The following is an 18,517-nucleotide window of genomic DNA, read 5'->3' as shown; positions in this document are numbered from 1 at the left end:
AGCTCTCCTGAGCCACCAGAAAAGCTCAAGTCTGCAACCTAGAACGCAATCACAATCATCATGCTGCTTGCAGGTACACATCCAGCACCAGCAGAACACCACTCCCTTCCTGCCATGACTGTCAACCAATCCAAAGCCCTTGGCTTTGGCGCCACACAGTTGCTTGACGCTCCAGCCACCTTCTCGCGGAATCGAAACGGAGCCGCAGAAACTGCCACCAGCGCTGATCGGTTCCGGAATCAGCAAGAACTCAATGCGCCTTCACCATTCACAGCAAACGACAACACTGCCTATCAGATTGCGGTGACAGCCGCCTATCGCCAAGTGTTCGGCAATGTTCAGCCGATGGAAAGCGAACGGCTGCTCAGCTCTGAGTCTAAGCTCCGCAATGGCGATATCAACGTACGAGAATTCGTGCGTCGATTGGCACAGTCGGGATTTTATCAATCACGCTTTTTTGATGCCGTGTCTCCGCATCGGGCGGTTGAGTTGAACTTCAAGCATCTGCTGGGTCGCCCCCCGCACAATGAAGCCGAAATATCCAACCATGTGGCACTGATCGCCTCCAGTGGTTTCGCAGGCGAGATCAATAGCTATCTTGACTCTGATGAATATATTCAGACGTTTGGTGAGGACACTGTTCCATACCCCACCAGCTGGAACTCTCCAGTAGGTCAGCCACAGTGTGTCTTCAACCGGATGGCAGCACTTGAGCAGAACTTCGCAGGTAGCGACACAGCCATAGGATCGAAGAGTCAGCTGCTGGGTAATCTGGTGAGCGGCTATAGGCTCTCAATCAAGATTCCCGCACAGGTATACCGATCTGATTCGTCTCAGCTGATGGGTAGATCAGGGACTGGTTCGGCGCGTGGCATGTTTGAACCTGTGAAGCGGAACAGTGCCGACGGCGGCGACTCGGCACCCATGCGGGGTGATCTCTACGTAGGTTTTGGGCTTGGCCAACGTCAGCAGGAAGTGTTTGAGCGCTGCAGCGGCGATTCAGCTGATCAGATTGCCGCGCTAGTCCGCTCGGTGTACCGGCAAGTTCTGGGAAATGCCCACGTGATGGAGAGCGAACGCAGCCTCACTGCCGAAAGCCAGTTTGCAGAGGGAAGGCTCAGCACCCGCGAATTCGTGAGAGCTGTGGCAAACTCGGCAGACTATCGCCGCCGCTTCTTTGAAGCCAATGCTCCCTACCGATTTGTAGAGCTCAACTTCAGACATCTTCTTGGACGTGCACCTGCTAATCAGGCCGAGGTGAGCGAGCATGTGCAAAGGCTTGCAATGCAGGGCTACGAAACTGAAATCAACAGTTACGTCGATAGCGAGGAATATCAGAATACGTTCGGCGAAAATACTGTTCCCTATCTACGCGTAGCAACTGAGAGTGGCCGCAAACAGGTTTCCTTCAATCGGCAGATCGCGCTCGTTCAGGGCTATGCAGCAAGTGACACCGTGCAATCTGGCTCGAGTCTGCTGAATTCTGTGGCCACAGGCTCGTCACCCTCAAACTGGTCCACCACCACGGTGAGAGTCAACAGACTTGCCGCAACCTCTGGATCTGCGGATCCCACAACAAAGCGGTTCCGGATTGTCGTCAATGCCCAGCCTGCAGGCGGTCGCCAGCGCACCCCCAACGCCAGTTACGTGGTCAGCGGCAGCGACATCACCACCCAGTTGGGATACATCCATCGGCGTGGTGGAAGGATCCTCTCGATCACCGAGATCGCCTGAACCCAAGCGTACCCACCTTCCCGCCACGCCAGCTCGCTTTCTCCCATCCTCTCCCCAAGCCCCCATAAAAGCCATGCTCAACTCAACTCTCGCCGGCCCCAATTCTGATTTGCGCCAGTCAGAGGCCCAGGCCCAGCTGAATGCCGCCTACCGCCAGGTCTTCGGCAATGCCCACCTCTTTGAGGAAGATCGTTCCCTCACAGCCGAAAGCCTGTTTTGCAATGGCGATCTCACTGTGCAAGGCCTGATCAATGCCTTGGCCCTGTCTGACACCTATCGCCGCCTGTTTTTTGATGCCAATGGCCCCTATCGCTTTGTTGAACTCAACTTCAAGCATTTGTTGGGCCGGGCCCCACGAAATCAAGCTGAACTCAGTGAACATGTACAGATCCTGGCTGATAATGGCTATGAAGCAGAAATTAACAGCTATATGTACAGCGCTGAGTACTTGGAAGTCTTCGGATTTGACACAGTGCCTTTTGACCGAGGCGCCATAAGCCAGTGTGGCGAATCAAACGTGACGTACAACAGAACGCGTGCATTAGCTTCAGGTTTTGCTGGTTTTGATGGTGATCAGCAATCACAATTGCTGATCAGCCTGGCCACCGGCTCAACCCCGAGAGACAGCCAAAAAACTCCAGGCCCAGGTGGCCGTGACAGCCAGCGCTTTGTGATTCGCTGGACAACTGCCAATCCTGTTGGCGTCAATCGCCGAGTCAAACAAATCACCACCGTTCCCTTCAGCTCGCTCTCATCCGCCATCCAGTCGGTTCATCGGCGTGGAGGTCGAATCGCATCAGTCACCGAATCCTGAAAAGGATTACAAAGAGGCGGGAAGGGGGGTGAAACGAGCCCCATGCCAAAAAGATTCTAACCATGATTCGGCAGGGCCTTATCGCCCCAATCCCCATTCTCACCGATTTCGTAAATGACAACTATGAACTCCAGAAACAGCAACAATCGATGGCTATATGTGCCACAGGCGAATCAAAGCACTGACGCACAACCACCCGCCATCAACATGATGATCGAAACCTGGGTGCATATGGTCCAAGGAGGTCGTCTCCCATCCGGGAGGACAGCTCACCAAGACAAGGCCTGATCAGCGTTGATGCAGCTTGAAACCTTCATTGCACGCAGTCTGGGCCGCTGGCGTTCCATGAGAAGCGGTCATTCTCTTGCTTTTCAGCAATTTGAGGACGTCCGCAGTTCGGTCTTGATCGAAGCAATGGATCCCCAAGATCCACTGGTTCTTCAGCTACTGCACGAATCCTCAGTCAGCACCACCGAACCATTGCTTCCTTTTAGAATGGAATGGCATGCTGAAAGCGACTGGGAACCCGATGACCCCAGCGAGATATCGGCTGGATCATGTGTTCTCGTCCCAGTGCCATCAGATCATTGCAAGGGGATCATGCTGCGAAGCGCCGGATACGCAGAATCTGAACAAGCAATATCAAACTACACATTTCTCGAAGATGATACTTTCATACTGCACACACAATATGGTCAATCCATTGCAGAGGAGCGGATTTGGTTCGTATCTGAGAATGTTCGCTGCCGCTCTTCAGTGCTGCGCACCTCGGCCGGTTCAGGGGTACTGCAGACATCCTTCGCATCCGAAATCCGGCGCTTGGAGTCATTAGATTAAACAAGAACCAACGTGACTGAACTTGCCTTGAGATTCGCGAAGACACTGGCGGGCCACTATAGCAATGCCGCCCAGTCACAATGTGACCCCATAAAGTATGCGCACATCAATATCTATTTCCGACCTCTTCCATGGGAAGTGTTTAACGGCCCTGGTTTTTACTCTGAACAAAGCTACGATCACGATCCTTGGCGACCCTATCGACAGGGCGTTCATCGACTGATTCCATCGGAACAAACTCAGGTCGTTGAGAACTATGGATTCGACACACCGATACGGCTGGCTGGGGGAGGCTTCACACCTGAACTGCTCAAGATCATTCGTGCTGATCGGCTCAAGCAGCGCTGTGGTTGTGCTATGCATTTCCGTGAGACGGCTCCAGGCTGTTTCAGCGGTGGATTGGAACCTGGTCAGATCTGCTTAGTGCCACGCAATGGACGGCGCACCTATCTGGTGAGCGAGGTGTTGGTCGACCGCGAGCGTTGGATCAGTCGAGATCAGGGTTTTGATCCAGCCACCGATGAGCTGCAGTGGGGCTCCGAACATGGGCCGCTGCAGTTTGAACGTGTTGCCAGCTTTGAGAGCGACATCACCGCCGAGTGGGTGAGCCGAATGGCAGAGAAAGAAACAGACTCAAATATCATTATTTAGCACAGGGATTATGGATATTGATAGGGCTAACCAGCAATTCCGTAGCTGGATCCGCTCGCAACACCTGATCTGCCTAGGACAAGACTTTGTGTTTGAAACAGTCGATCAAACGCAGTTGGAGCGATTTCAAGACTGCCTTAGAGTTCTAGGCGGGGACGTACGTGTGGTACGCGCCGTCGGCAACTGGCCCATGGGACCGCGGCGCACATTCAAGATCTTGAGGGCAGAAGCAGGTGTACCACGCCCGAGAGGGCTGGAGATTCAGCGCTATTGGGCAAATCATGGTTCCTTCCAGACCCGATTTTCAGAGATCAGTAGCTGACGTTTTCGGTCAACGAAAGGATCAGGGTCTTGACAGGTCAACACTTCCGGCAAGTTCGCAAGGAGGCGATCAAGAACTTTCCCACCACCGATGGATTCAACACCCATCCAGGCTGTATAGCGGAGCTCCCAGTTCGGTGAGCGATCAGGGGAGAGCCAATGCTGGAGGTCATTGCTCCAGATAGCGTGATAGTGCTTATTCAGCGCCAGACAGGCAGCCGGTTTTGACTTCATAAATTGTGGTCGCTTGCTGTTGATGGCCTCAAGCAGCAGGGCCTGAATGGTTGGTAAGGCATCGGAAGGCCAGTCGACCACACTGCCGAGGAGTTTAATGAAGAAGTAGTGGGCGCCATAGTCGTTATGGGCATCCTCCAGCCATCGCTTCCAGAAAACAGGCCAGAGCTCAGCTGGGGACCTCTGCTTCAATGTGGCCAGAGCTAGATAGCAACGACTGAAATCGGTGCCAAAGAATTCCTCAAACAGGAAGGACGTGGTCGGCTCCGTGTCGTAACAGTGCACCAACACGAGATCTTCGGGATGGTCGCGCATCAAGGCATCCAGACAGGCCAGTAGATCGAGGCCAGCGTGTTGTGTGTCCTGCACCGGCCAGAGTGCCCGCAGGGCGCGTAGCCTGAACACAGGTGAAACAGGCGCTTTGAGGATTGAAGGCAGCAACCAAGAAGCCCGGCTGTCGATCAGATCCTGAATCGCCGACTGCCGGTCCATCTGGTTCGGCAGGGTGAGATGATCCTCCAGGTCCTGCAGGCGACTGCCATCGCCAGTGAGCTGGGCCACACCCGCCAGAGCCGCCCCGCGCACCCCTGGATTCTCATCGTCCTGCAGCAACTGAAGCACGGGCAGCGCAGCACGAACTCCCAGCCCCGCCAGAGCCTGAATCAACACCCTGCGGCTCTGGCTTGGATCGCTGAGACGCTGACACATCGCCTGGTGCAGTTCGGCGTCCTGACACTGAAGTTGCAGAAGAGCCCAGGCGGCATTTTCAACAAGATAGCGATCATCGCTCCGCAGACAGCGGCCGATGCAGGGGATGGCCCGCTGAGTCCCCAGTCGCCCCAGAACTTCCACGGCTTTTCGGCGCGCGTGGTTGACAGCCTGTTCAGCTGAAGGATTCTCGATGAGCCGTAGCAGCGCGTCTTCCGTGACCTTGCCCGGGAAGTTCACGAGATGAGCAGCCGCCATGTAGTAGTCGCTGGCGGAATCAAGCTCACTCAGGGACTGCTCGAGAATGGCCAGCGCATCGCGATGACTGAGCCCCGGATGAATATTGTCGTAGCTGTTGCTTGAACTGGGCACAATGCTGTTCTCAGGTTTCGCAGCGGTTGAAGCCGTGCAGCTCGAGGGGGAGCTGATTCCAACTCTGCTCGGCAGCGGGGCGACAGCGACGCAGTTTTAAGAACTGTGAGGCTTGATACGGTTCACCCAGAAGACGACCAACCTGAAGCCAACCAAATCGGAGACGCCATGGGCCCCCATCTCGCTGATGCACTTCTGGTTGTGACCGGTGTGCGCTCTGAAACGACCCAGAGGCCGTGCCAACAGCTTCGGGTTCCACGAGAGATGCTGAGCCACAGCCTGCAGCAGCTCCACCAGAACGGAATCACGGTTGCGACCGTGCGCGGCTTGGAGGGGGATATAGCGGCGACCGGACTGGCCATGGAGCCTGGTCAACCACCTGTGTCCGAACCGAAACCGCCACGCCGCCGGCGCAAACAGCGCTGATCACCCCCGAAGCTCAAACACACCATCGGCAGCACGCCCCTGTTTGAGCTGTTCCCAGTTAATCGACTGCAAGAACGCGACAACATCCAGCGTTTCCACCACATCAACTCCCCAGTCACCTTGTTGCAGCACAGCCCCAGGGCCGGCGGGATCATCCTTGCGACCGCCCAAGGCCAGCAACTGGCAAGTGTCAACGGAAGCGCCCGCACTGGAGCGCAACCGTCTCCAGGCCAGGAGCACGGCTTCGGCCAGATCGGCGGGCAGCAGATCGGCTTCCACCTGAACCAACCAGTGGGGGTGACTGAGGGCCTGGGCCTGGATACCGGTGGGCACGTGTGCCGCAAGGCCAGTCGCCAGATCCACGGCACTCAGAGCAGGCAGGCGGTCGGAATCGACCTGGAGATTGTGGGACAGCAGAAAGCGGGTCATGGCCTGATCTTGTTAAGCACACCATAGAAACACCACGGCTGCCCCCGATAATTCAGATTGAGATGAGCGAGGCCCTTGTCTGACGAGCTGTCCATGGCCCCCGGCTCTGGGAACCAGAAACTGAGCGTGGAGGAGGCCAACACCTTGGCGGCAGAGCTCCGCTCCCAACTACGCGAGGGGCTGGTGCCTGCCTCCGACAGCGAAGCAATTGAACGCATGGTGGCCGGCCTGGGTGATGCCAGGGGCTTGATGCGGCTCACATTTGCCGAAAGCCTTGGCGTGGTGGGTGGGGCGGCTGTGCCCGCACTCTGCCGTGCATTGCGCTGCCATGAAAATGTCACCGTTCGCCGCGCCGCGGCCAAAACGCTGACCCTGATCGCCAATCCCGCTGCCTTGCCCACATTGCTCGAGGCCTTGCTGGCAGATTCGGATCCCGTTGTGCAGGGATCGGCTGTCGGAGCGATGGCTGCAGTCGGTGAGCTTGCCCTCGATCAGCTCTTCTCGGTGCTGGTGCATCCAGAAGCTTCAGCCATGCAACAGGGTCTGGCCAGCTGGGGGATCGCCTTCATCGGCGCCAAGGCCCCCGAGGCACTTCGCCAGGCAGCCAGCTCGCCGGATGCCGGGATCAGGGCAGCGGCGGTTGCAGCCCTCGGCGATCAGATCCAGGCCCTGGGAGATGTTCGGGCGAGACAACTGCTGCTGTACGCGCTGGATGACCCGGACACCGAGGTGCGCGCAGAAGCGGCAACCTTGCTGGGGAAGCTGCACGAGCCCGAATGGGCCTGCCCGCGTCTGCTCCCTCTGCTCACCGACGCGGAAGAACAGGTCCGCAAGAATGCAGCCCTTTCGCTGATGAAGCTGGGAGCCAAGCACGCACTGCCTGCTTTGCAGGCCAGTGTGGACCGGGAAGAACACCCTGATGTCCGGGTTGTTCTGGAACTGGCCATCAATCAGTTGAACAGATGACGAGGTTGTTCGCCCCGCATCAGCGCGACTGCGGTTGACGAGCACGCAGATCGCTCATGCGAGACAGGGCCGACTCCAACGACTCGAGCACATAACGGTCGACCTGTGGCTGCTGCTGCAGATCACGCAGACTCTGCACAACGGCCGGATCATCAATCTGGGCGAGTGCATTCACAGCAGCCACGGCCTGGGCTGGGTTGTCACCGTTCACCACGTTCAGCAGCAGTGGCAACGCCTGCTGTCCCACCTGCCCAAGGGCCATCACTGCAGCCACAGCAACAACCGGTGAGGGATCGCTGAGGGCCTCCTCGATGGCCTGCATAGCCGCCTCGGGAAACTGAATCCCCGGCTTGTTGGAGGCCACCTGGGCATAGGCCTTCACGCAGCTGGCTCGGATGGTGCTGTCCGTGCTGGCCTGCAGCAGATCAGCCAGGGGCAGCAAGGCGGCAGCGCCAAAGGCGCCGATGCCGCGCACGGAAGCCCGGCGCAAGCTGATGTCCGGTTGGGCCAAGAGACCGAGCAGACGGGGAAGAGCCTGCTGGGGCCAGTCGCGGACCATGGCCGTGAAGGCCTGGTTCTGGATGTAGGGATTGGGGTGAGCCAGATCCTCAAACAACAGATCCAACGGTTCCATGTCCATCCAGGGGAAAGGGGTCAGTGAAGGTTTATTTTCTCACAAAAAAAGGAGGCCCTGAGGCCTCCTGGTTTCTCCTCAACAAATGATCAGAGACTGATCAGGAGAGGGCATTGATGGCATAGTCAATGTAAGACTTGAACTCATTCAGGGCCTGGGGGCTCATGTCGCGAGGGGAACAAGCCCGGTCACGGGTGAAGGTGAGAGCTTCCACGTAGGCAGCGGTAGGCAGTCGCAGGCTGCGATATACCTCCCGGGCACCAGCAATGCCCCACTCATCCAGAGGGCCGGTGCCGCCAACCACGAGGCAGTAGTTGATCAGGCGCATGTAGTGGGCAATGTCGCGGTAGCACTTGTCCACCTTGGTCTGGTTCTCACCAGCCTCGCCGGCTTGCTTGAGGTAGGGGTACTTGCTGAAGCAGGCATCGCCGGCTTCCTTGGTCACCTTGTCGAGCCCGGCAGCCAGCTTTTCAGCAGCCTCAAGACGCGCAGTAGCTCGTTGAATGTTGCCCTGAACAGCTTCGAGGTCGTTCTGGGAAGGGAAGCGACCGGCGGCATCAGCGGCGGTCACAACGGTGGTCACAACGGACTTCATCGTGGAGATCCTAGGTTAAGGGTGTGGTAGTTGGTGAAAAGAGAGCAATCTCTTCGGATGAATTAGCTGAGGCCGCCGATCACGCGGTCAAAGTAGGTAGCGGCTTCAGCCACCAGAGCGGAGCAGTCGCCCTGAACGGTTTCCATCTTGCGGAAACGGGTCTCCACAGGGTTGGTTCCGGTGGTGTTGGTCTCGTTGATGTGGGCGGTGGACGAGGCCTTCATGATGGCCACGGCGCGGGCGGCAGACTGAAGGGGAACGCCCAGAGCGATGTAGGTTTCCTTCAGGCCGTTCAGGCAGCGGTCGTCAAGTACCGAAGCGTCACCGGCAAGCAGCGCATAGCTGATGTAGCGCAGCACGATCTCGCCGTCGCGCAGACAGGCGGCCATGCGCCGGTTGGGGTAGCAGTTCCCGCCCGCCTGGATCAGACCAGTGTTTTCGCAGATCATGCCGGTGACCGCATCAGAAACGATGCAGGAGGCATTGCTGGTGATGGCATTGACAGCGTCGAGGCGCTTGTTGCCTTCGGCTACATAGTTGCGAAGTGCAGCAAGTTCGCCGCCACCGATCGGAGCATTTTTCGCATCGGCGCTGACGACAGCGCGTGAAAAGGCGTCGAGCATGGGGGGTAGGGGGCCAGGGATGGTTTCGAACAGCTGGTATCAACCAACAAAGGCCTGAGCTGCCTATGGGGCTGACTATCAGCTGAGCGGCCTCTTGGGCGAGGCACTTGTCCAAGTTACGCTCAGGCCCTGCAAAGCTCAGCTCTCAGCCCGATCACGCAAACTTTCGACACCACGAAGAGGGCGGGCCTGAAAAGCCAGATGGGGCCAAGCAACTGCCGGAGAAGCCAACAAGCTCAGGCGACGATCCGCCGAGCGGACCGCAGCGAATTTTCTTTTTGCTTCCAAATCTCCTCCTTAAGGCTCCGAGAGGGGGCCTGAGGGGTGGGCTGGCGGAGCGCGGCGATCGACTCCGTATGCTTCTCTTGAACGGATCCGACCCATGCCCGACGGCACCCCTGCTCGCGCCGACACGTCTGCGATCAACGCCGCCGTACCCAGCCAGGAGGAGCTGGAGGAGTCGATTGAGCAGCTCACGGCCTATCGCGATCGGCTGATCAAGGATGTGATCGGAATGGGCCAGAGGCTGAAGCTGCCGCAGAAGCAGGTGGATTTCACCCTGACGCAGCACCCGGAGCTGGCGAGGATCGAAGCCATCCTGGCCCAGCTTGAGTCTCAGAAGGCCGAACAGGCCTAATCCCACGCCCCTTTCCTCCTGCTCGAGACACCCAATGGACCCAGCCCGATCGATGGCCCAGTTCCTGGCGGCCAGTCGAGGTGTCTGGCTGACAAGGCGGGCCGTGCACCACTTCGATCACCAGGACGATGAGTTCGGCGATTCCAACCTGGTGATCGAGCCCTTCTGCGCTCTGGATCCCGCCGTCGAGCAGATCTGTCTTGCCCTTGGCATCGATCCTGGATTGGCCGCCGGCGGGGCCCGCTTCTGGTGGGAGAGCAATCTCAAACCCCTGGCCAGAACAGAAGACCAAGCGGCTCTACTCATTGACATACCTTTGGTGGGAGATCCCTCCCAGGGATTTCTTGTCCGTGACAAGGGCTACGTGGAGAAACAGCCCGTGCTTAGTGAATACACATTTTCCCCAGATGGCGTCATGGCTGTAACCACTCGCTACGACAGCAATGTGGGTACGGAGCGCTGCTGGTTCGTGACGGATCAGGTGCGCATGCGGGTGAGTTCGGTGCAGTGCCTGGATGGTGTGTCGATGACCACCTTCTGCACGGAGCTTCGCTGCCCCTCTTTCGAGGCTCTTGAGTCGCTTCGGGAAAGCGCCGATGCCCTGGCCGCCGGTCTCAGTTAACCCCCCCACTGCTCTGTAGCGCTCCGAGATGTTTGACCCTTTTCTGCAAGAGCTGACCAGCAAGCTGCAACAGTCGGGGGGGCACCTCCTGCCCACCCCCGAGGGACTGGCCGAGTGTCGTTCCCTGAAGAGGCAGAGCGTGATCCGTAGCTGGCTGTGGCAGGTGCCGGGTTTCCGGCGCTGGCGGGTGACCAGCCTGGACGCGGGCGACAGCCTGCAGGTGCTGAATTCGGTGGCCTATCCCGAATTCAGCAACGATCAGCCCTTGCTTGGAATCGATCTTCTCTGGTTCGGCACCCGCGGCAAGCTGGTTGCTGTGCTTGATTTTCAGCCACTCCTGCAGGATCAGGAGTATCTGGATCGTTACTATCAAGGGCTAAAGGAGCTTGTCTCTCGCCACCCGGATCTGCACGGTGCTGAGGCCATGCGCTCCTTTGATCCACACCAATACTTCTCGCCCTGGTTACTATTCTGCCGTGGCGGAGCTGAGCAGGCGCAGGAATCGTTGCCCGGGGCTTTTACTGCCTTTCTCGGCTGCTACTGGCAGCTCAGCAGTGAGGCCAGCCATCGCACCTCAGTGATCACGCCTAAGAGGGTTCAGAGCCTGCAGGAGGCTTACGACGTTTATAGCGCTGAGCGAGATCCAGCCCATGGCCTCTTCACGAGCCACTTCGGCAAGGCCTGGTCGGATCGTTTTCTGCACGAGTTCCTTTTCCCTGCCAGCCAACAGCCATCACCATGAACCGAACCACCAGTCTTGAGCCTGTCAACCTTGCGAACTGGCGATGGCAGCCCTTTCTCGATCATGCGGTCGAGGTGCTTGAGGAGTTCAATCCCACAATTTACCCAGTACCAGAGCAGTTTTTGGAGCGAGCCGGAGCTACCGGGTCGAGGGCCCAGCCGGTTGCGGTGCACACGGCTACCTGGGCGTGTCAGACGGACAAACTACGCCAGGTGCGGGCCGCCTGTGTTGAGGCTGGAGCGGCGGCTTCCGTTCTCAACCTGGTCATCAACCCCAGCTGCCGGTTTGACCTGCCATTCTTCGGGGCCGACCTTGTTTCCCTGCCCTCCGGTCATCTGCTCGCACTGGATTTGCAACCGGTCGACAGCGGAGATGTCCTCCACACACAACCTGTCTGGAATCGTTTACTGCCCATCTTTCAGCGCTGGAAACCACGCTTACCCGATGGCGGCCCGATTCCTGCCGAAGCGCAGCCTTATTTCTCTCCTGGGTTCCTCTGGACTCGCCTGCCATTGGGAGCGGCCTCGGATGAGCTGATCTCCAGCGTGGTGTTCCAGGCCTTTGTCGACTACCTGAAGCTCTATGTGCAGCTCGTGTATGAAGCAGTTCCCGTAGTAGACCATCGCTCAGCGTTATTACTCGATGGCCAACGCCGTTACACCCGCTACCGCGCAGAGAAGGATCCGGCACGAGGGATGCTCAGCCGCTTCCACGGCGCTGAATGGACCGAAGCCTACATCCATGAAGTGTTGTTTGATCTGGATCGGCACCACCCTGAATAAAACAAGGATCAAAGCAGGCCGATGGCATGGAGGGGCCCCCGACCACTGATCAACTCGAGCAGAAAAGCAGAAAATCCCACCATCGCCAAGCGACCGTTCCACACTTCGGAGCTGTTGTTCCAGCCCCAGGCCCAGCGGTCCTGGGGGTAGAGCTTCACCTTGGTGGCCAGAGAGGCGGCCTGATCGAGGTTCACCTCCGGGCCCTCCAATGCCTGCTGCACCAGCTGGGCCAGGCCTTCGATGAAGGAGGGGGTGGTGTCGAGGGCAGGCACCCGGCGGAAGTTGGTGATCCCTGCCTCGGTGGCGATCTCGCGGTACTCGATGTCGATCTCCTCGAGGGTTTCGATGTGTTCGCTCACGAAGCTGATCGGCACCACCACCAGGTCCTTCACCCCTTGCTGCCCGAGTTCCTGCAGGGCTTCATCGGTGTAGGGCCGCAGCCACTCCACCGGACCCACCCGGCTCTGGTAGGCCAGGGTGTGGGGATTGGCGTGGCCGAGGTCGCGCTCCAGGCGCTCGATGATCAGCCGGCTGCAGTCCTCGATTTCCCGCTGGTAGGGATCGCCTGCTTCCTCCACGTAGCTCTTGGGCACCCCGTGGGCGCTGAAGAACACGTGGGCCGTGGCTGGGTTGGGGCAGGCCTGGATTTCGCGGGCGATCAGCTCGGCCATGGCGCCGATGTAGCCGGGATCGTCGTGGTAGCTGCGGATGCAGCGGATCGGCAGGGCGGCGAAGGCGGGATCGGCCTGGCGCAGGCGCTGCAATTCCCGGAAGCTGGAGCCGCTGGTGCTGATCGAGAAGTGCGGGTAGAGGGGCAGCACCACCACTTCATCGACGGCGTCGGCCTTGATGTCGGCTACCGCCGATTCGGTGAACGGATGCCAGTAGCGCATCGCCACGTAGCTGGTGGCTTCGATGCCCCGCTGGCGCAGCACGCTCTGCAACTCCCGCGCCTGCTGCTCCGTGATGCGCCGCAGGGGGGAGCCGCCACCGATGGAGCGGTAGGCCTCCTGGGATTTACCCGCTCGCAGGCTGCTGATCAGCCAGGCCAGTGGTTTCTGCAGCGCCGGGTTCGGCAGCCGGATGATTTCCGGATCCGAAAAGAGGTTGTACAGAAAGGGGCCGACGTCCTGGATCCGCTCCGGACCCCCGAGGTTCAGCAGCAGCACGCCCACTTTGCCGCCCACCTTGGCCATAGCCTGCCGATCCCGCTGTTGGCCAATGGTAAATCCGGGTCTGGGGTCAACAGGCACCCCTGGAGCCTCAGGTGGCAGGTGCGCAGGAGGAGACGTTTGGGATGGCGCAGAGGAGTCGAAGAAGACACCTCACGGTCGAAACGCTGCAAGCTTTCAGCTGCCGGAATTGAACGGCAGACAATCACACAAGATCAAACCATCGCTCGGCCAGCTGCGGCTTGGTCCCAGGGCTGCCCCTCATCCGGGCCTCTGATCAGCATGACAGGATCAGACAATGGCATCTCGGTGCTGAGCTGATGACCATGGAAGACACAACCAACCGGACCAACGCAGGTGCTGATCGGCAGTGGGATCTGATGCGAGCCAGCTTCGATGGCGACTGGTTAGGGATGACGACCTGGTACGGCCGAGACGCCCACGGCATGGATCTGAACCACGGCACATGCAATCCGACCGGATCGCTGTATGCCATTCGATTTTCTGATGCTGATACAGGTGAGTGGCATGGAACCGGTCTGCGATTCGCCCCGGGTAGAGAACGCCGATTCCCCCTGAATCGACACCACTACAACCTGGGCAACAACTGCTGGCATTTTCCGGAGACCGCAGGTCAGTCAAGCCTGGAGATGGGCGGGAGCGCTGCGCGCGCGGGACATGAAGTGAATTTCTTCACCGGCCGCTCACGATCGATGCTGGTTGCGCTCTATCAGCGGCAGGCTGATGGCCGAATGATTCTGGATTCAATCGCAGCCATCCCGTTTCGCTGCCAACGAGCACACCAAGATCCCGTGCGGGATCAGCCAGAGTCTGTGGATGCTCTGATCATAACCGTAGCAGGCTGGCTTGGAGTGGAGCAAGAGCTGAGACCCGGTCTATCGAGCGAACTCGCAACACAAATCAAGCCACTGATGCCATTCAATGCAGAAAGCTTTTGCCGACATGATGTGAATGGCTTCCTTCTGGACAATCTGATCTGCAGCCTGCCAGGTTGTTTACCGGAGGGGTCATTTGCGCTCCACTTCGGATGTCTGTTGGATGCCAGCAGTTTTGTGCATCTGATCATCGACTACGATGAAAATCACCACCTCATGCGCTGGGTGGAGCGCAGGTATCACCCCACCATGCATGGGTGAGTGAAGGCGAAGCCAAGCTGCTTGATCTTGTCATTGCTGACGCGCGCGTTCAGCACCCGATCGCTCGTGTTGATCGTCATCCACATGGCTAGGGGCAGGCCAGCCTTCTCACAGAGGCGATCCGTGAGCTCCTGTCCGCTGAGCTGGGTGTCATTGACAAGATTGTATGTGTCGTTCAGCCCCTGCTCGAAAGCGAAGCAGACACCTCGAACGATGTCGTCGCGGTGGATCCAGCACGGCACGTTCAGACCATTGCGTTGAACCAAGCCGCCAGCCGCCGACAACAGCATCGCTGGAATATCGCGACCGGGTCCATAGATACCGCCCAGTCGCAGCACGCAGACCTTGATCCTGTCGGAGCGGATGGACGCAATCATCTCTTCGGCCTTGACCAGAACCTGGTTGACGGGGTGATCAAAGTCTGTGGGGGCGGTTTCGCTGGTGACAGCACCCTGCCGGTTGCCGTAAACGCCACAGCTGCTCAGATGGACCAGCTGCAGCGGTGTGCCGTGGGGGCGCCGATCCAGCGTCTCAGTGAGACGCTGCAAGCCACCAAGAAACGTCCGCCGGTATTGGGTGAGATCAACCTCAGAACTCTTCGAGGGCGCGAAGGACACCAAAATCCCATCGAGATCTGCGGCGAAATCGAGGTTGGTGCTGGAGTCGGTCGAATCAAAGATCAGTGGGGTGTCCACCAACTCGGAGAGTTCGCCCAAGCGCTCGCGCCGGGTTGTGGTTGCCCACAGTGCATGCCCCTCCTGCTTCCAGGCCCTGGCAACCGCCTCGCCCACGTACCCGCAGCCGAGGATGGCGCGCCGCTCACCCGAGGGCAGGATGGGCCTCTGCTGCCTGGCCAGCAGCTGGTAGAGGGAGGCCAGATCAGGGGAGGAGGTCATCTGGAGCCACGCAGCCCGTAAATATTTGTAAATCTTAGTGGCCGGCATCAGGGCTGTTGTGATTCTTGCTACCTGCTCGCGGCGTCGGGCTCCGTTCACCGCTTCGCCATGGGAAGGTGGGCCGAACACGCGGCATGGCCATGCCTACCTATCGCGTTGCTGTCGCAGGCCTGGCGGATGTGCACATCAGCTGCCCCGGCTGCAGTGGAGATGCCCTCAGCCTGGCCCTGAGGGAGCTGGGTCTGTGCAGTTTCAAGGTCGATCGGCGTAGCCAGGACGGGCGCCAATGGTTCTTTCAGGCGACCTTCAAGGCCGGCGCCATCGAACCACCTGACGCTGGGCCTGTCACCAGGCTGGCGAGCGTCGATCGCATCGACGACTGAAGTTCTGAACTGATGCTTTCAACAGCTACAGGGCTTGCCGAGGGCCTGGGGTGCGGCTGTTGGTCTGGTTTGCCGGTGCGAATGCACTGGTCGGCTACAGCCGGGTTCGGGCGACGGTGGACCAACCGCGGACGGGGCCCAGGCCCGGCGTGCGGCCTCAGGCCACCACCGCCTCGGTGCTGCCGGCGCGCTGGCGGCGGGTGAGGAAGCCGAACAGCACCTTGCCGATCGCGGCCACCAGGTTGCCCTCCAGCTCCTGGAACATCTTCATGTTCAGGTGGAAGGCGTGGTTGGCCTCCGCCACGATCCGGTCGGCGGTGGCCTGGTCGATCGGCAGGCTGTCGAGGGTGGCGCGGTAGGCGGTCTTGAACGCCTTCTCGTCGGCGATGGCGTCGAACTCGTAGAAGCGCAGGCCGTCGTGCTCACCCAGGTTCATGGCCTTCTGGGCGATGGCCTTGAGGATCTGGCCGCCGGAGAGATCGCCGATGTAGCGGGTGTAGTGGTGGCCCACCAGCAGCTCCGGGCTCTCGGTCCCCAGCTGGTGGATGCGGGCCACGTACTCCCGGGCGGCGGGGGTGGCCTCGATGGCCTTGCGCCAGTCGGCGCCGAAGTAATAGGCGAGGTCCTGCTCGAGGGCCTCCCGGCGGTTGAGCTCAGGGGAGCCCACCGGTGCCACCACCGGGTGGCCCTGCTCGCGCAGCTTGCCGATCTCCTCTTCCATCGCCGAATACACGAAGTAGAGGTCGGCCACCAGGGTGCGGTAGCTGGCCTTGTCCACCACGCCCTTGAGGAAGCAGCTCACGAAGCCGGTGTTCTCGGCCATCGTGTGGGCTTTCTTGGTCCCTTCACGCAGCTGGGAGGCAAGGGCAACGGCCATGGGTGGAAATCATGAGGTCAGTTGTGCCGGCAGGGCACAGCGTCAACCTAAGGGGAGCGACATGCACGGGCGCCCCTCTTTGCGAAGGGTTGCGTGTCTTCACAACGCGACCAGCCCGCGGGAATCCGGTGCGCAGCGATCAAAGCAGCACTGGGGGCCAGCCAGGGCGCCATGGGCCTGCGGCTGCAGCTGCGGCGATGCCTTCTGAAGCCCTCCCGAGTCGCCAAGGGTTGTGCAGAGAGTGACCGTTGCCAAGCAAAGACTGCCGGACAGGTAGGCCTGCCTCCGACCACTGCACCCTTTGATAGTCCGACTCCCATGACGAGAACAGGAGCTCCACAGTGTTTGACGTTTTCCCCAAGGACGTTGACCAGGCTGACGCCCGCGGCAAATTTATCAATGGTGATCAGATCGACATCCCCGCGACGAGGGTCCGAGACAGCGACAAGGGGTTGATGCCGTCAACCGCACCACCTCCAACGCCTCCCAGATCAGCACCGTCGCCGTTGGCAATCTCTTCGAGACTCGGCCTCCGCTGTGTTCGCTGGCGACGCTTCCGTGATGGAAGACAGCTCTCCCAACGGCCTGCGTGAGGACCACGCTGTCGACAACAATCCTTACGGCATCACTATGGGCGACTGCTCCATTAGTCCCTGCGCAGGGTCACCGACTGCATCGTGGTGGTGGCACCATCCCCATGGATGAGCACCTGATCGCCGGTCTCGATGCGTTAAAGGACGACTTCGAACTCTCCCCTCCCGGTATGTCGCCCTGAACCAAATCCAGGCTAACCACGGCAACTCCGGCGACCCTGGGGTGATTGCCAACAACTCCAGCTTCGTCGATGCAGTCTCCGCTCTCGTATGAGCCTTTCTGTGGTTTCAGACCATTCCCCAGGGTCTTCCTTACGGGAGACGTTTGTCTTGGGGAGTGGTCATGAACACGCGGAGCGCACAAAAGGCTCCGAGAACACCCTGACGTCTGCTTGGGGGGCTGCGGTGTCCATGCGGTGCAGGGGTGCTTTCGTAATCTGCACACGATCCACCGGAAGCCATGGCGGGTCCACCAAATAACAGCCCTGAGGCGAGCCCCTCAGACGAGCAGGTCGGCGCACCGATCAGCGAAGCCGAAGCCATCGAACGCCTGCGGCAGAGCCAGGATCCCTCCCAGCAGTACTACGGAGCCTGGTGGCTGGGACGCATGCGCAGCCAGCATCCCGAAGCCGTGCCTTTGCTGAGGCTCGCCCTGCGCCAGCGCCGTCCCCGCGACCTCGGGGCCGGTGTTGAGGAGAACGCCGTGGCCCGCAACGCCGCCAGGGCCCTGGGCAAGCTGGCGCCGCTGGCGTTGGCGGTGGTGAGCGACCTGCTCGAGGTGCTGGAGGACCCGGACGACGGTCTACGGGAAGCTGCGGCGCGGGCCCTGGGCGACCTGCGCGCCCAGAAGGCGGTGGCACCGATCTGCCGGCGGCTGGCCAGCGGGCCGCAGCAGGCCGGCGCCCCGCGTCCCGGCACCCCGCGGCTGATGGAGCCCTGCGAGGCCCTGCTGGAGGCCCTGGGAAGCATCGGCCTGGCCACAGAGCCGGTGTTGGCCGTGGTGGAACCCTTCGTGGATCACGAACGGCCCCTGATCCGCAGCGCCGCCGCCCGCGCCCTGCTGCAGCTCAGCGGCGAAGCGCGCTGGGGTGCGGTGCTGGTGAACCTGCTGGAGCATCCCCAGTTGCAGGTGCGACGCGCCGCCCTGATGGATCTGGGAGCGGCCGGCTGGCGACCCGCCCTCGAGCCGATCCGCCGCACCCTGGCGGAAAACAGCCTCAAGCTGATGGCCCTGCGCGGGCTGGTGGAGCAGGGCAGCGGCGAGCCCAGCCAACCGGCCTTGCTGGCCTGCATGGACGAACTGCTGTGACCC

Annotated in this window: 21 protein-coding genes; 13 read left to right on the top strand and 8 right to left on the bottom strand. The window is 60.0% G+C overall.

The genetic code is table 11. The features are described 5' to 3' along the window. The first annotated feature begins 114 nt into the window (after positions 1–114). The 5 genes from KBY96_RS08570 to KBY96_RS08550 all read left to right on the top strand — a co-directional run bounded on the left by KBY96_RS08570 (position 115) and on the right by KBY96_RS08550 (position 4,358). Positions 115–1,734 (top strand): phycobilisome rod-core linker polypeptide, encoded by a 1,620-nt coding sequence (locus tag KBY96_RS08570; protein WP_254978945.1) that lies wholly within the window; start codon positions 115–117, stop codon positions 1,732–1,734. A gap of 73 nt (positions 1,735–1,807) precedes the next feature. Then, complete coding sequence (locus tag KBY96_RS08565; RefSeq protein WP_254978944.1) at positions 1,808–2,548, top strand: phycobilisome rod-core linker polypeptide; 741 nt, start codon at positions 1,808–1,810, stop codon at positions 2,546–2,548. Between the two features lie 297 nt (positions 2,549–2,845). Beyond that, on the top strand, positions 2,846–3,385 hold the full coding sequence (locus KBY96_RS08560) for a phycobiliprotein lyase (protein WP_254978943.1): 540 nt from the start codon (positions 2,846–2,848) through the stop codon (positions 3,383–3,385). 12 nt (positions 3,386–3,397) lie between these two features. Then, the gene (locus KBY96_RS08555) at positions 3,398–4,036 is read left to right on the top strand and encodes a chromophore lyase CpcT/CpeT (protein ID WP_254978942.1); all 639 of its coding nucleotides are present in this window, start codon (positions 3,398–3,400) and stop codon (positions 4,034–4,036) included. Between the two features lie 10 nt (positions 4,037–4,046). Then, positions 4,047–4,358 carry a CpeR family transcriptional regulator gene (locus tag KBY96_RS08550; RefSeq protein WP_254978941.1) on the top strand — a complete coding sequence of 104 codons (312 nt, stop codon included), beginning with the start codon at positions 4,047–4,049 and terminating at the stop codon, positions 4,356–4,358. Here KBY96_RS08550 and KBY96_RS08545 read toward each other — a convergent pair. Continuing rightward, the gene (locus tag KBY96_RS08545) at positions 4,316–5,671 is read right to left on the bottom strand and encodes a HEAT repeat domain-containing protein (protein WP_254978940.1); all 1,356 of its coding nucleotides are present in this window, start codon (positions 5,669–5,671) and stop codon (positions 4,316–4,318) included. The two genes, KBY96_RS08550 and KBY96_RS08545, sit on opposite strands and share 43 nt — an antisense overlap. A 426-nt stretch (positions 5,672–6,097) precedes the next feature. Further along, positions 6,098–6,526, bottom strand: a complete 429-nt coding sequence (locus tag KBY96_RS08540) for a DUF2656 family protein (protein WP_254978939.1) — start codon at positions 6,524–6,526, stop codon at positions 6,098–6,100. A gap of 75 nt (positions 6,527–6,601) precedes the next feature. On the opposite strand from KBY96_RS08540, the gene KBY96_RS08535 reads away from it, so the two are divergent. Then, positions 6,602–7,492 carry a HEAT repeat domain-containing protein gene (locus tag KBY96_RS08535; RefSeq protein ID WP_396122299.1) on the top strand — a complete coding sequence of 297 codons (891 nt, stop codon included), beginning with the start codon at positions 6,602–6,604 and terminating at the stop codon, positions 7,490–7,492. A gap of 19 nt (positions 7,493–7,511) precedes the next feature. Here KBY96_RS08535 and KBY96_RS08530 read toward each other — a convergent pair whose 3' ends face one another. The 3 genes from KBY96_RS08530 to cpeB form a co-directional block, all read right to left on the bottom strand. Further along, positions 7,512–8,126, bottom strand: coding sequence for a HEAT repeat domain-containing protein (locus KBY96_RS08530; protein ID WP_254978938.1), 615 nt, complete (start codon positions 8,124–8,126; stop codon positions 7,512–7,514). A gap of 100 nt (positions 8,127–8,226) precedes the next feature. Beyond that, on the bottom strand, positions 8,227–8,721 hold the full coding sequence (gene cpeA, locus KBY96_RS08525) for a class 1 C-phycoerythrin subunit alpha (RefSeq protein ID WP_254978937.1): 495 nt from the start codon (positions 8,719–8,721) through the stop codon (positions 8,227–8,229). 62 nt (positions 8,722–8,783) lie between these two features. Then, positions 8,784–9,344 (bottom strand): class 1 C-phycoerythrin subunit beta, encoded by a 561-nt coding sequence (cpeB, locus tag KBY96_RS08520; protein WP_254978936.1) that lies wholly within the window; start codon positions 9,342–9,344, stop codon positions 8,784–8,786. Positions 9,345–9,726: 382 nt separating this feature from the next. On the opposite strand from cpeB, the gene KBY96_RS08515 reads away from it, so the two are divergent. Genes KBY96_RS08515 through KBY96_RS08500 form a run of 4 tightly spaced genes read left to right on the top strand, consistent with a single transcriptional unit; the run spans position 9,727 to position 12,127 of the window. Beyond that, positions 9,727–9,981 (top strand): hypothetical protein, encoded by a 255-nt coding sequence (locus tag KBY96_RS08515; protein ID WP_254978935.1) that lies wholly within the window; start codon positions 9,727–9,729, stop codon positions 9,979–9,981. A gap of 34 nt (positions 9,982–10,015) precedes the next feature. Continuing rightward, a complete protein-coding gene (locus KBY96_RS08510; RefSeq protein WP_254978934.1) occupies positions 10,016–10,603 on the top strand; it encodes a phycobiliprotein lyase in 588 nt (195 codons plus the stop codon). A 28-nt stretch (positions 10,604–10,631) separates the two neighbouring features. After that, positions 10,632–11,345 (top strand): 15,16-dihydrobiliverdin:ferredoxin oxidoreductase, encoded by a 714-nt coding sequence (locus KBY96_RS08505; RefSeq protein ID WP_254978933.1) that lies wholly within the window; start codon positions 10,632–10,634, stop codon positions 11,343–11,345. Beyond that, positions 11,342–12,127 carry a phycoerythrobilin:ferredoxin oxidoreductase gene (locus KBY96_RS08500; RefSeq protein WP_261358252.1) on the top strand — a complete coding sequence of 262 codons (786 nt, stop codon included), beginning with the start codon at positions 11,342–11,344 and terminating at the stop codon, positions 12,125–12,127. The genes KBY96_RS08505 and KBY96_RS08500 overlap by 4 nt, the downstream gene beginning before the upstream one ends. 8 nt (positions 12,128–12,135) lie before the next feature. Here KBY96_RS08500 and hemH read toward each other — a convergent pair whose 3' ends face one another. Then, complete coding sequence (gene hemH / locus KBY96_RS08495; protein WP_254978932.1) at positions 12,136–13,323, bottom strand: ferrochelatase; 1,188 nt, start codon at positions 13,321–13,323, stop codon at positions 12,136–12,138. Positions 13,324–13,619: 296 nt separating this feature from the next. On the opposite strand from hemH, the gene KBY96_RS08490 reads away from it, so the two are divergent. Then, a complete protein-coding gene (locus KBY96_RS08490) occupies positions 13,620–14,456 on the top strand; it encodes a hypothetical protein (protein ID WP_254978931.1) in 837 nt (278 codons plus the stop codon). On the opposite strand, the gene KBY96_RS08485 is transcribed toward KBY96_RS08490, so the two are convergent. Next, positions 14,435–15,352: an NAD-dependent epimerase/dehydratase family protein gene (locus KBY96_RS08485; RefSeq protein ID WP_254978930.1), complete on the bottom strand. Its 918-nt coding sequence runs from the start codon at positions 15,350–15,352 to the stop codon at positions 14,435–14,437. The genes KBY96_RS08490 and KBY96_RS08485 overlap by 22 nt on opposite strands. Before the next feature lie 140 nt (positions 15,353–15,492). On the opposite strand from KBY96_RS08485, the gene KBY96_RS08480 reads away from it, so the two are divergent. Then, complete coding sequence (locus KBY96_RS08480; protein WP_254978929.1) at positions 15,493–15,735, top strand: hypothetical protein; 243 nt, start codon at positions 15,493–15,495, stop codon at positions 15,733–15,735. Between the two features lie 157 nt (positions 15,736–15,892). Here KBY96_RS08480 and KBY96_RS08475 read toward each other — a convergent pair whose 3' ends face one another. Continuing rightward, complete coding sequence (locus KBY96_RS08475) at positions 15,893–16,612, bottom strand: heme oxygenase (biliverdin-producing) (protein ID WP_254978928.1); 720 nt, start codon at positions 16,610–16,612, stop codon at positions 15,893–15,895. A 1,053-nt stretch (positions 16,613–17,665) separates the two neighbouring features. On the opposite strand from KBY96_RS08475, the gene KBY96_RS08465 reads away from it, so the two are divergent. Continuing rightward, complete coding sequence (locus tag KBY96_RS08465; protein ID WP_254978927.1) at positions 17,666–18,514, top strand: HEAT repeat domain-containing protein; 849 nt, start codon at positions 17,666–17,668, stop codon at positions 18,512–18,514. Positions 18,515–18,517: the final 3 nt, after the last annotated feature.

The organism is Cyanobium sp. ATX 6A2 (assembly GCF_024346355.1).
GTDB lineage: Bacteria > Cyanobacteriota > Cyanobacteriia > PCC-6307 > Cyanobiaceae > NIES-981.
The sequence above is the reverse complement of the archived record's forward strand: the minus strand, read 5'-3'. Positions and strand labels throughout refer to the sequence as shown.

What these genes read in the sequence shown, in the direction of transcription:
- KBY96_RS08565 (WP_254978944.1), top strand. Translation starts at nt 1,808, where the DNA reads ATGCTCAACTCAACTCTCGCCGGCCCCAATTCTGATTTGCGCCAGTCA.
- cpeA (WP_254978937.1), bottom strand. Translation starts at nt 8,721, where the DNA reads ATGAAGTCCGTTGTGACCACCGTTGTGACCGCCGCTGATGCCGCCGGT.
- KBY96_RS08560 (WP_254978943.1), top strand. Translation starts at nt 2,846, where the DNA reads ATGCAGCTTGAAACCTTCATTGCACGCAGTCTGGGCCGCTGGCGTTCC.
- KBY96_RS08485 (WP_254978930.1), bottom strand. Translation starts at nt 15,352, where the DNA reads ATGACCTCCTCCCCTGATCTGGCCTCCCTCTACCAGCTGCTGGCCAGG.
- KBY96_RS08510 (WP_254978934.1), top strand. Translation starts at nt 10,016, where the DNA reads ATGGACCCAGCCCGATCGATGGCCCAGTTCCTGGCGGCCAGTCGAGGT.
- KBY96_RS08540 (WP_254978939.1), bottom strand. Translation starts at nt 6,526, where the DNA reads ATGACCCGCTTTCTGCTGTCCCACAATCTCCAGGTCGATTCCGACCGC.
- cpeB (WP_254978936.1), bottom strand. Translation starts at nt 9,344, where the DNA reads ATGCTCGACGCCTTTTCACGCGCTGTCGTCAGCGCCGATGCGAAAAAT.
- KBY96_RS08550 (WP_254978941.1), top strand. Translation starts at nt 4,047, where the DNA reads ATGGATATTGATAGGGCTAACCAGCAATTCCGTAGCTGGATCCGCTCG.
- KBY96_RS08465 (WP_254978927.1), top strand. Translation starts at nt 17,666, where the DNA reads ATGGCGGGTCCACCAAATAACAGCCCTGAGGCGAGCCCCTCAGACGAG.
- KBY96_RS08505 (WP_254978933.1), top strand. Translation starts at nt 10,632, where the DNA reads ATGTTTGACCCTTTTCTGCAAGAGCTGACCAGCAAGCTGCAACAGTCG.
- KBY96_RS08500 (WP_261358252.1), top strand. Translation starts at nt 11,342, where the DNA reads ATGAACCGAACCACCAGTCTTGAGCCTGTCAACCTTGCGAACTGGCGA.
- KBY96_RS08570 (WP_254978945.1), top strand. Translation starts at nt 115, where the DNA reads ATGACTGTCAACCAATCCAAAGCCCTTGGCTTTGGCGCCACACAGTTG.
- hemH (WP_254978932.1), bottom strand. Translation starts at nt 13,323, where the DNA reads ATGGCCAAGGTGGGCGGCAAAGTGGGCGTGCTGCTGCTGAACCTCGGG.
- KBY96_RS08515 (WP_254978935.1), top strand. Translation starts at nt 9,727, where the DNA reads ATGCCCGACGGCACCCCTGCTCGCGCCGACACGTCTGCGATCAACGCC.
- KBY96_RS08490 (WP_254978931.1), top strand. Translation starts at nt 13,620, where the DNA reads ATGACCATGGAAGACACAACCAACCGGACCAACGCAGGTGCTGATCGG.
- KBY96_RS08480 (WP_254978929.1), top strand. Translation starts at nt 15,493, where the DNA reads ATGCCTACCTATCGCGTTGCTGTCGCAGGCCTGGCGGATGTGCACATC.
- KBY96_RS08475 (WP_254978928.1), bottom strand. Translation starts at nt 16,612, where the DNA reads ATGGCCGTTGCCCTTGCCTCCCAGCTGCGTGAAGGGACCAAGAAAGCC.
- KBY96_RS08530 (WP_254978938.1), bottom strand. Translation starts at nt 8,126, where the DNA reads ATGGAACCGTTGGATCTGTTGTTTGAGGATCTGGCTCACCCCAATCCC.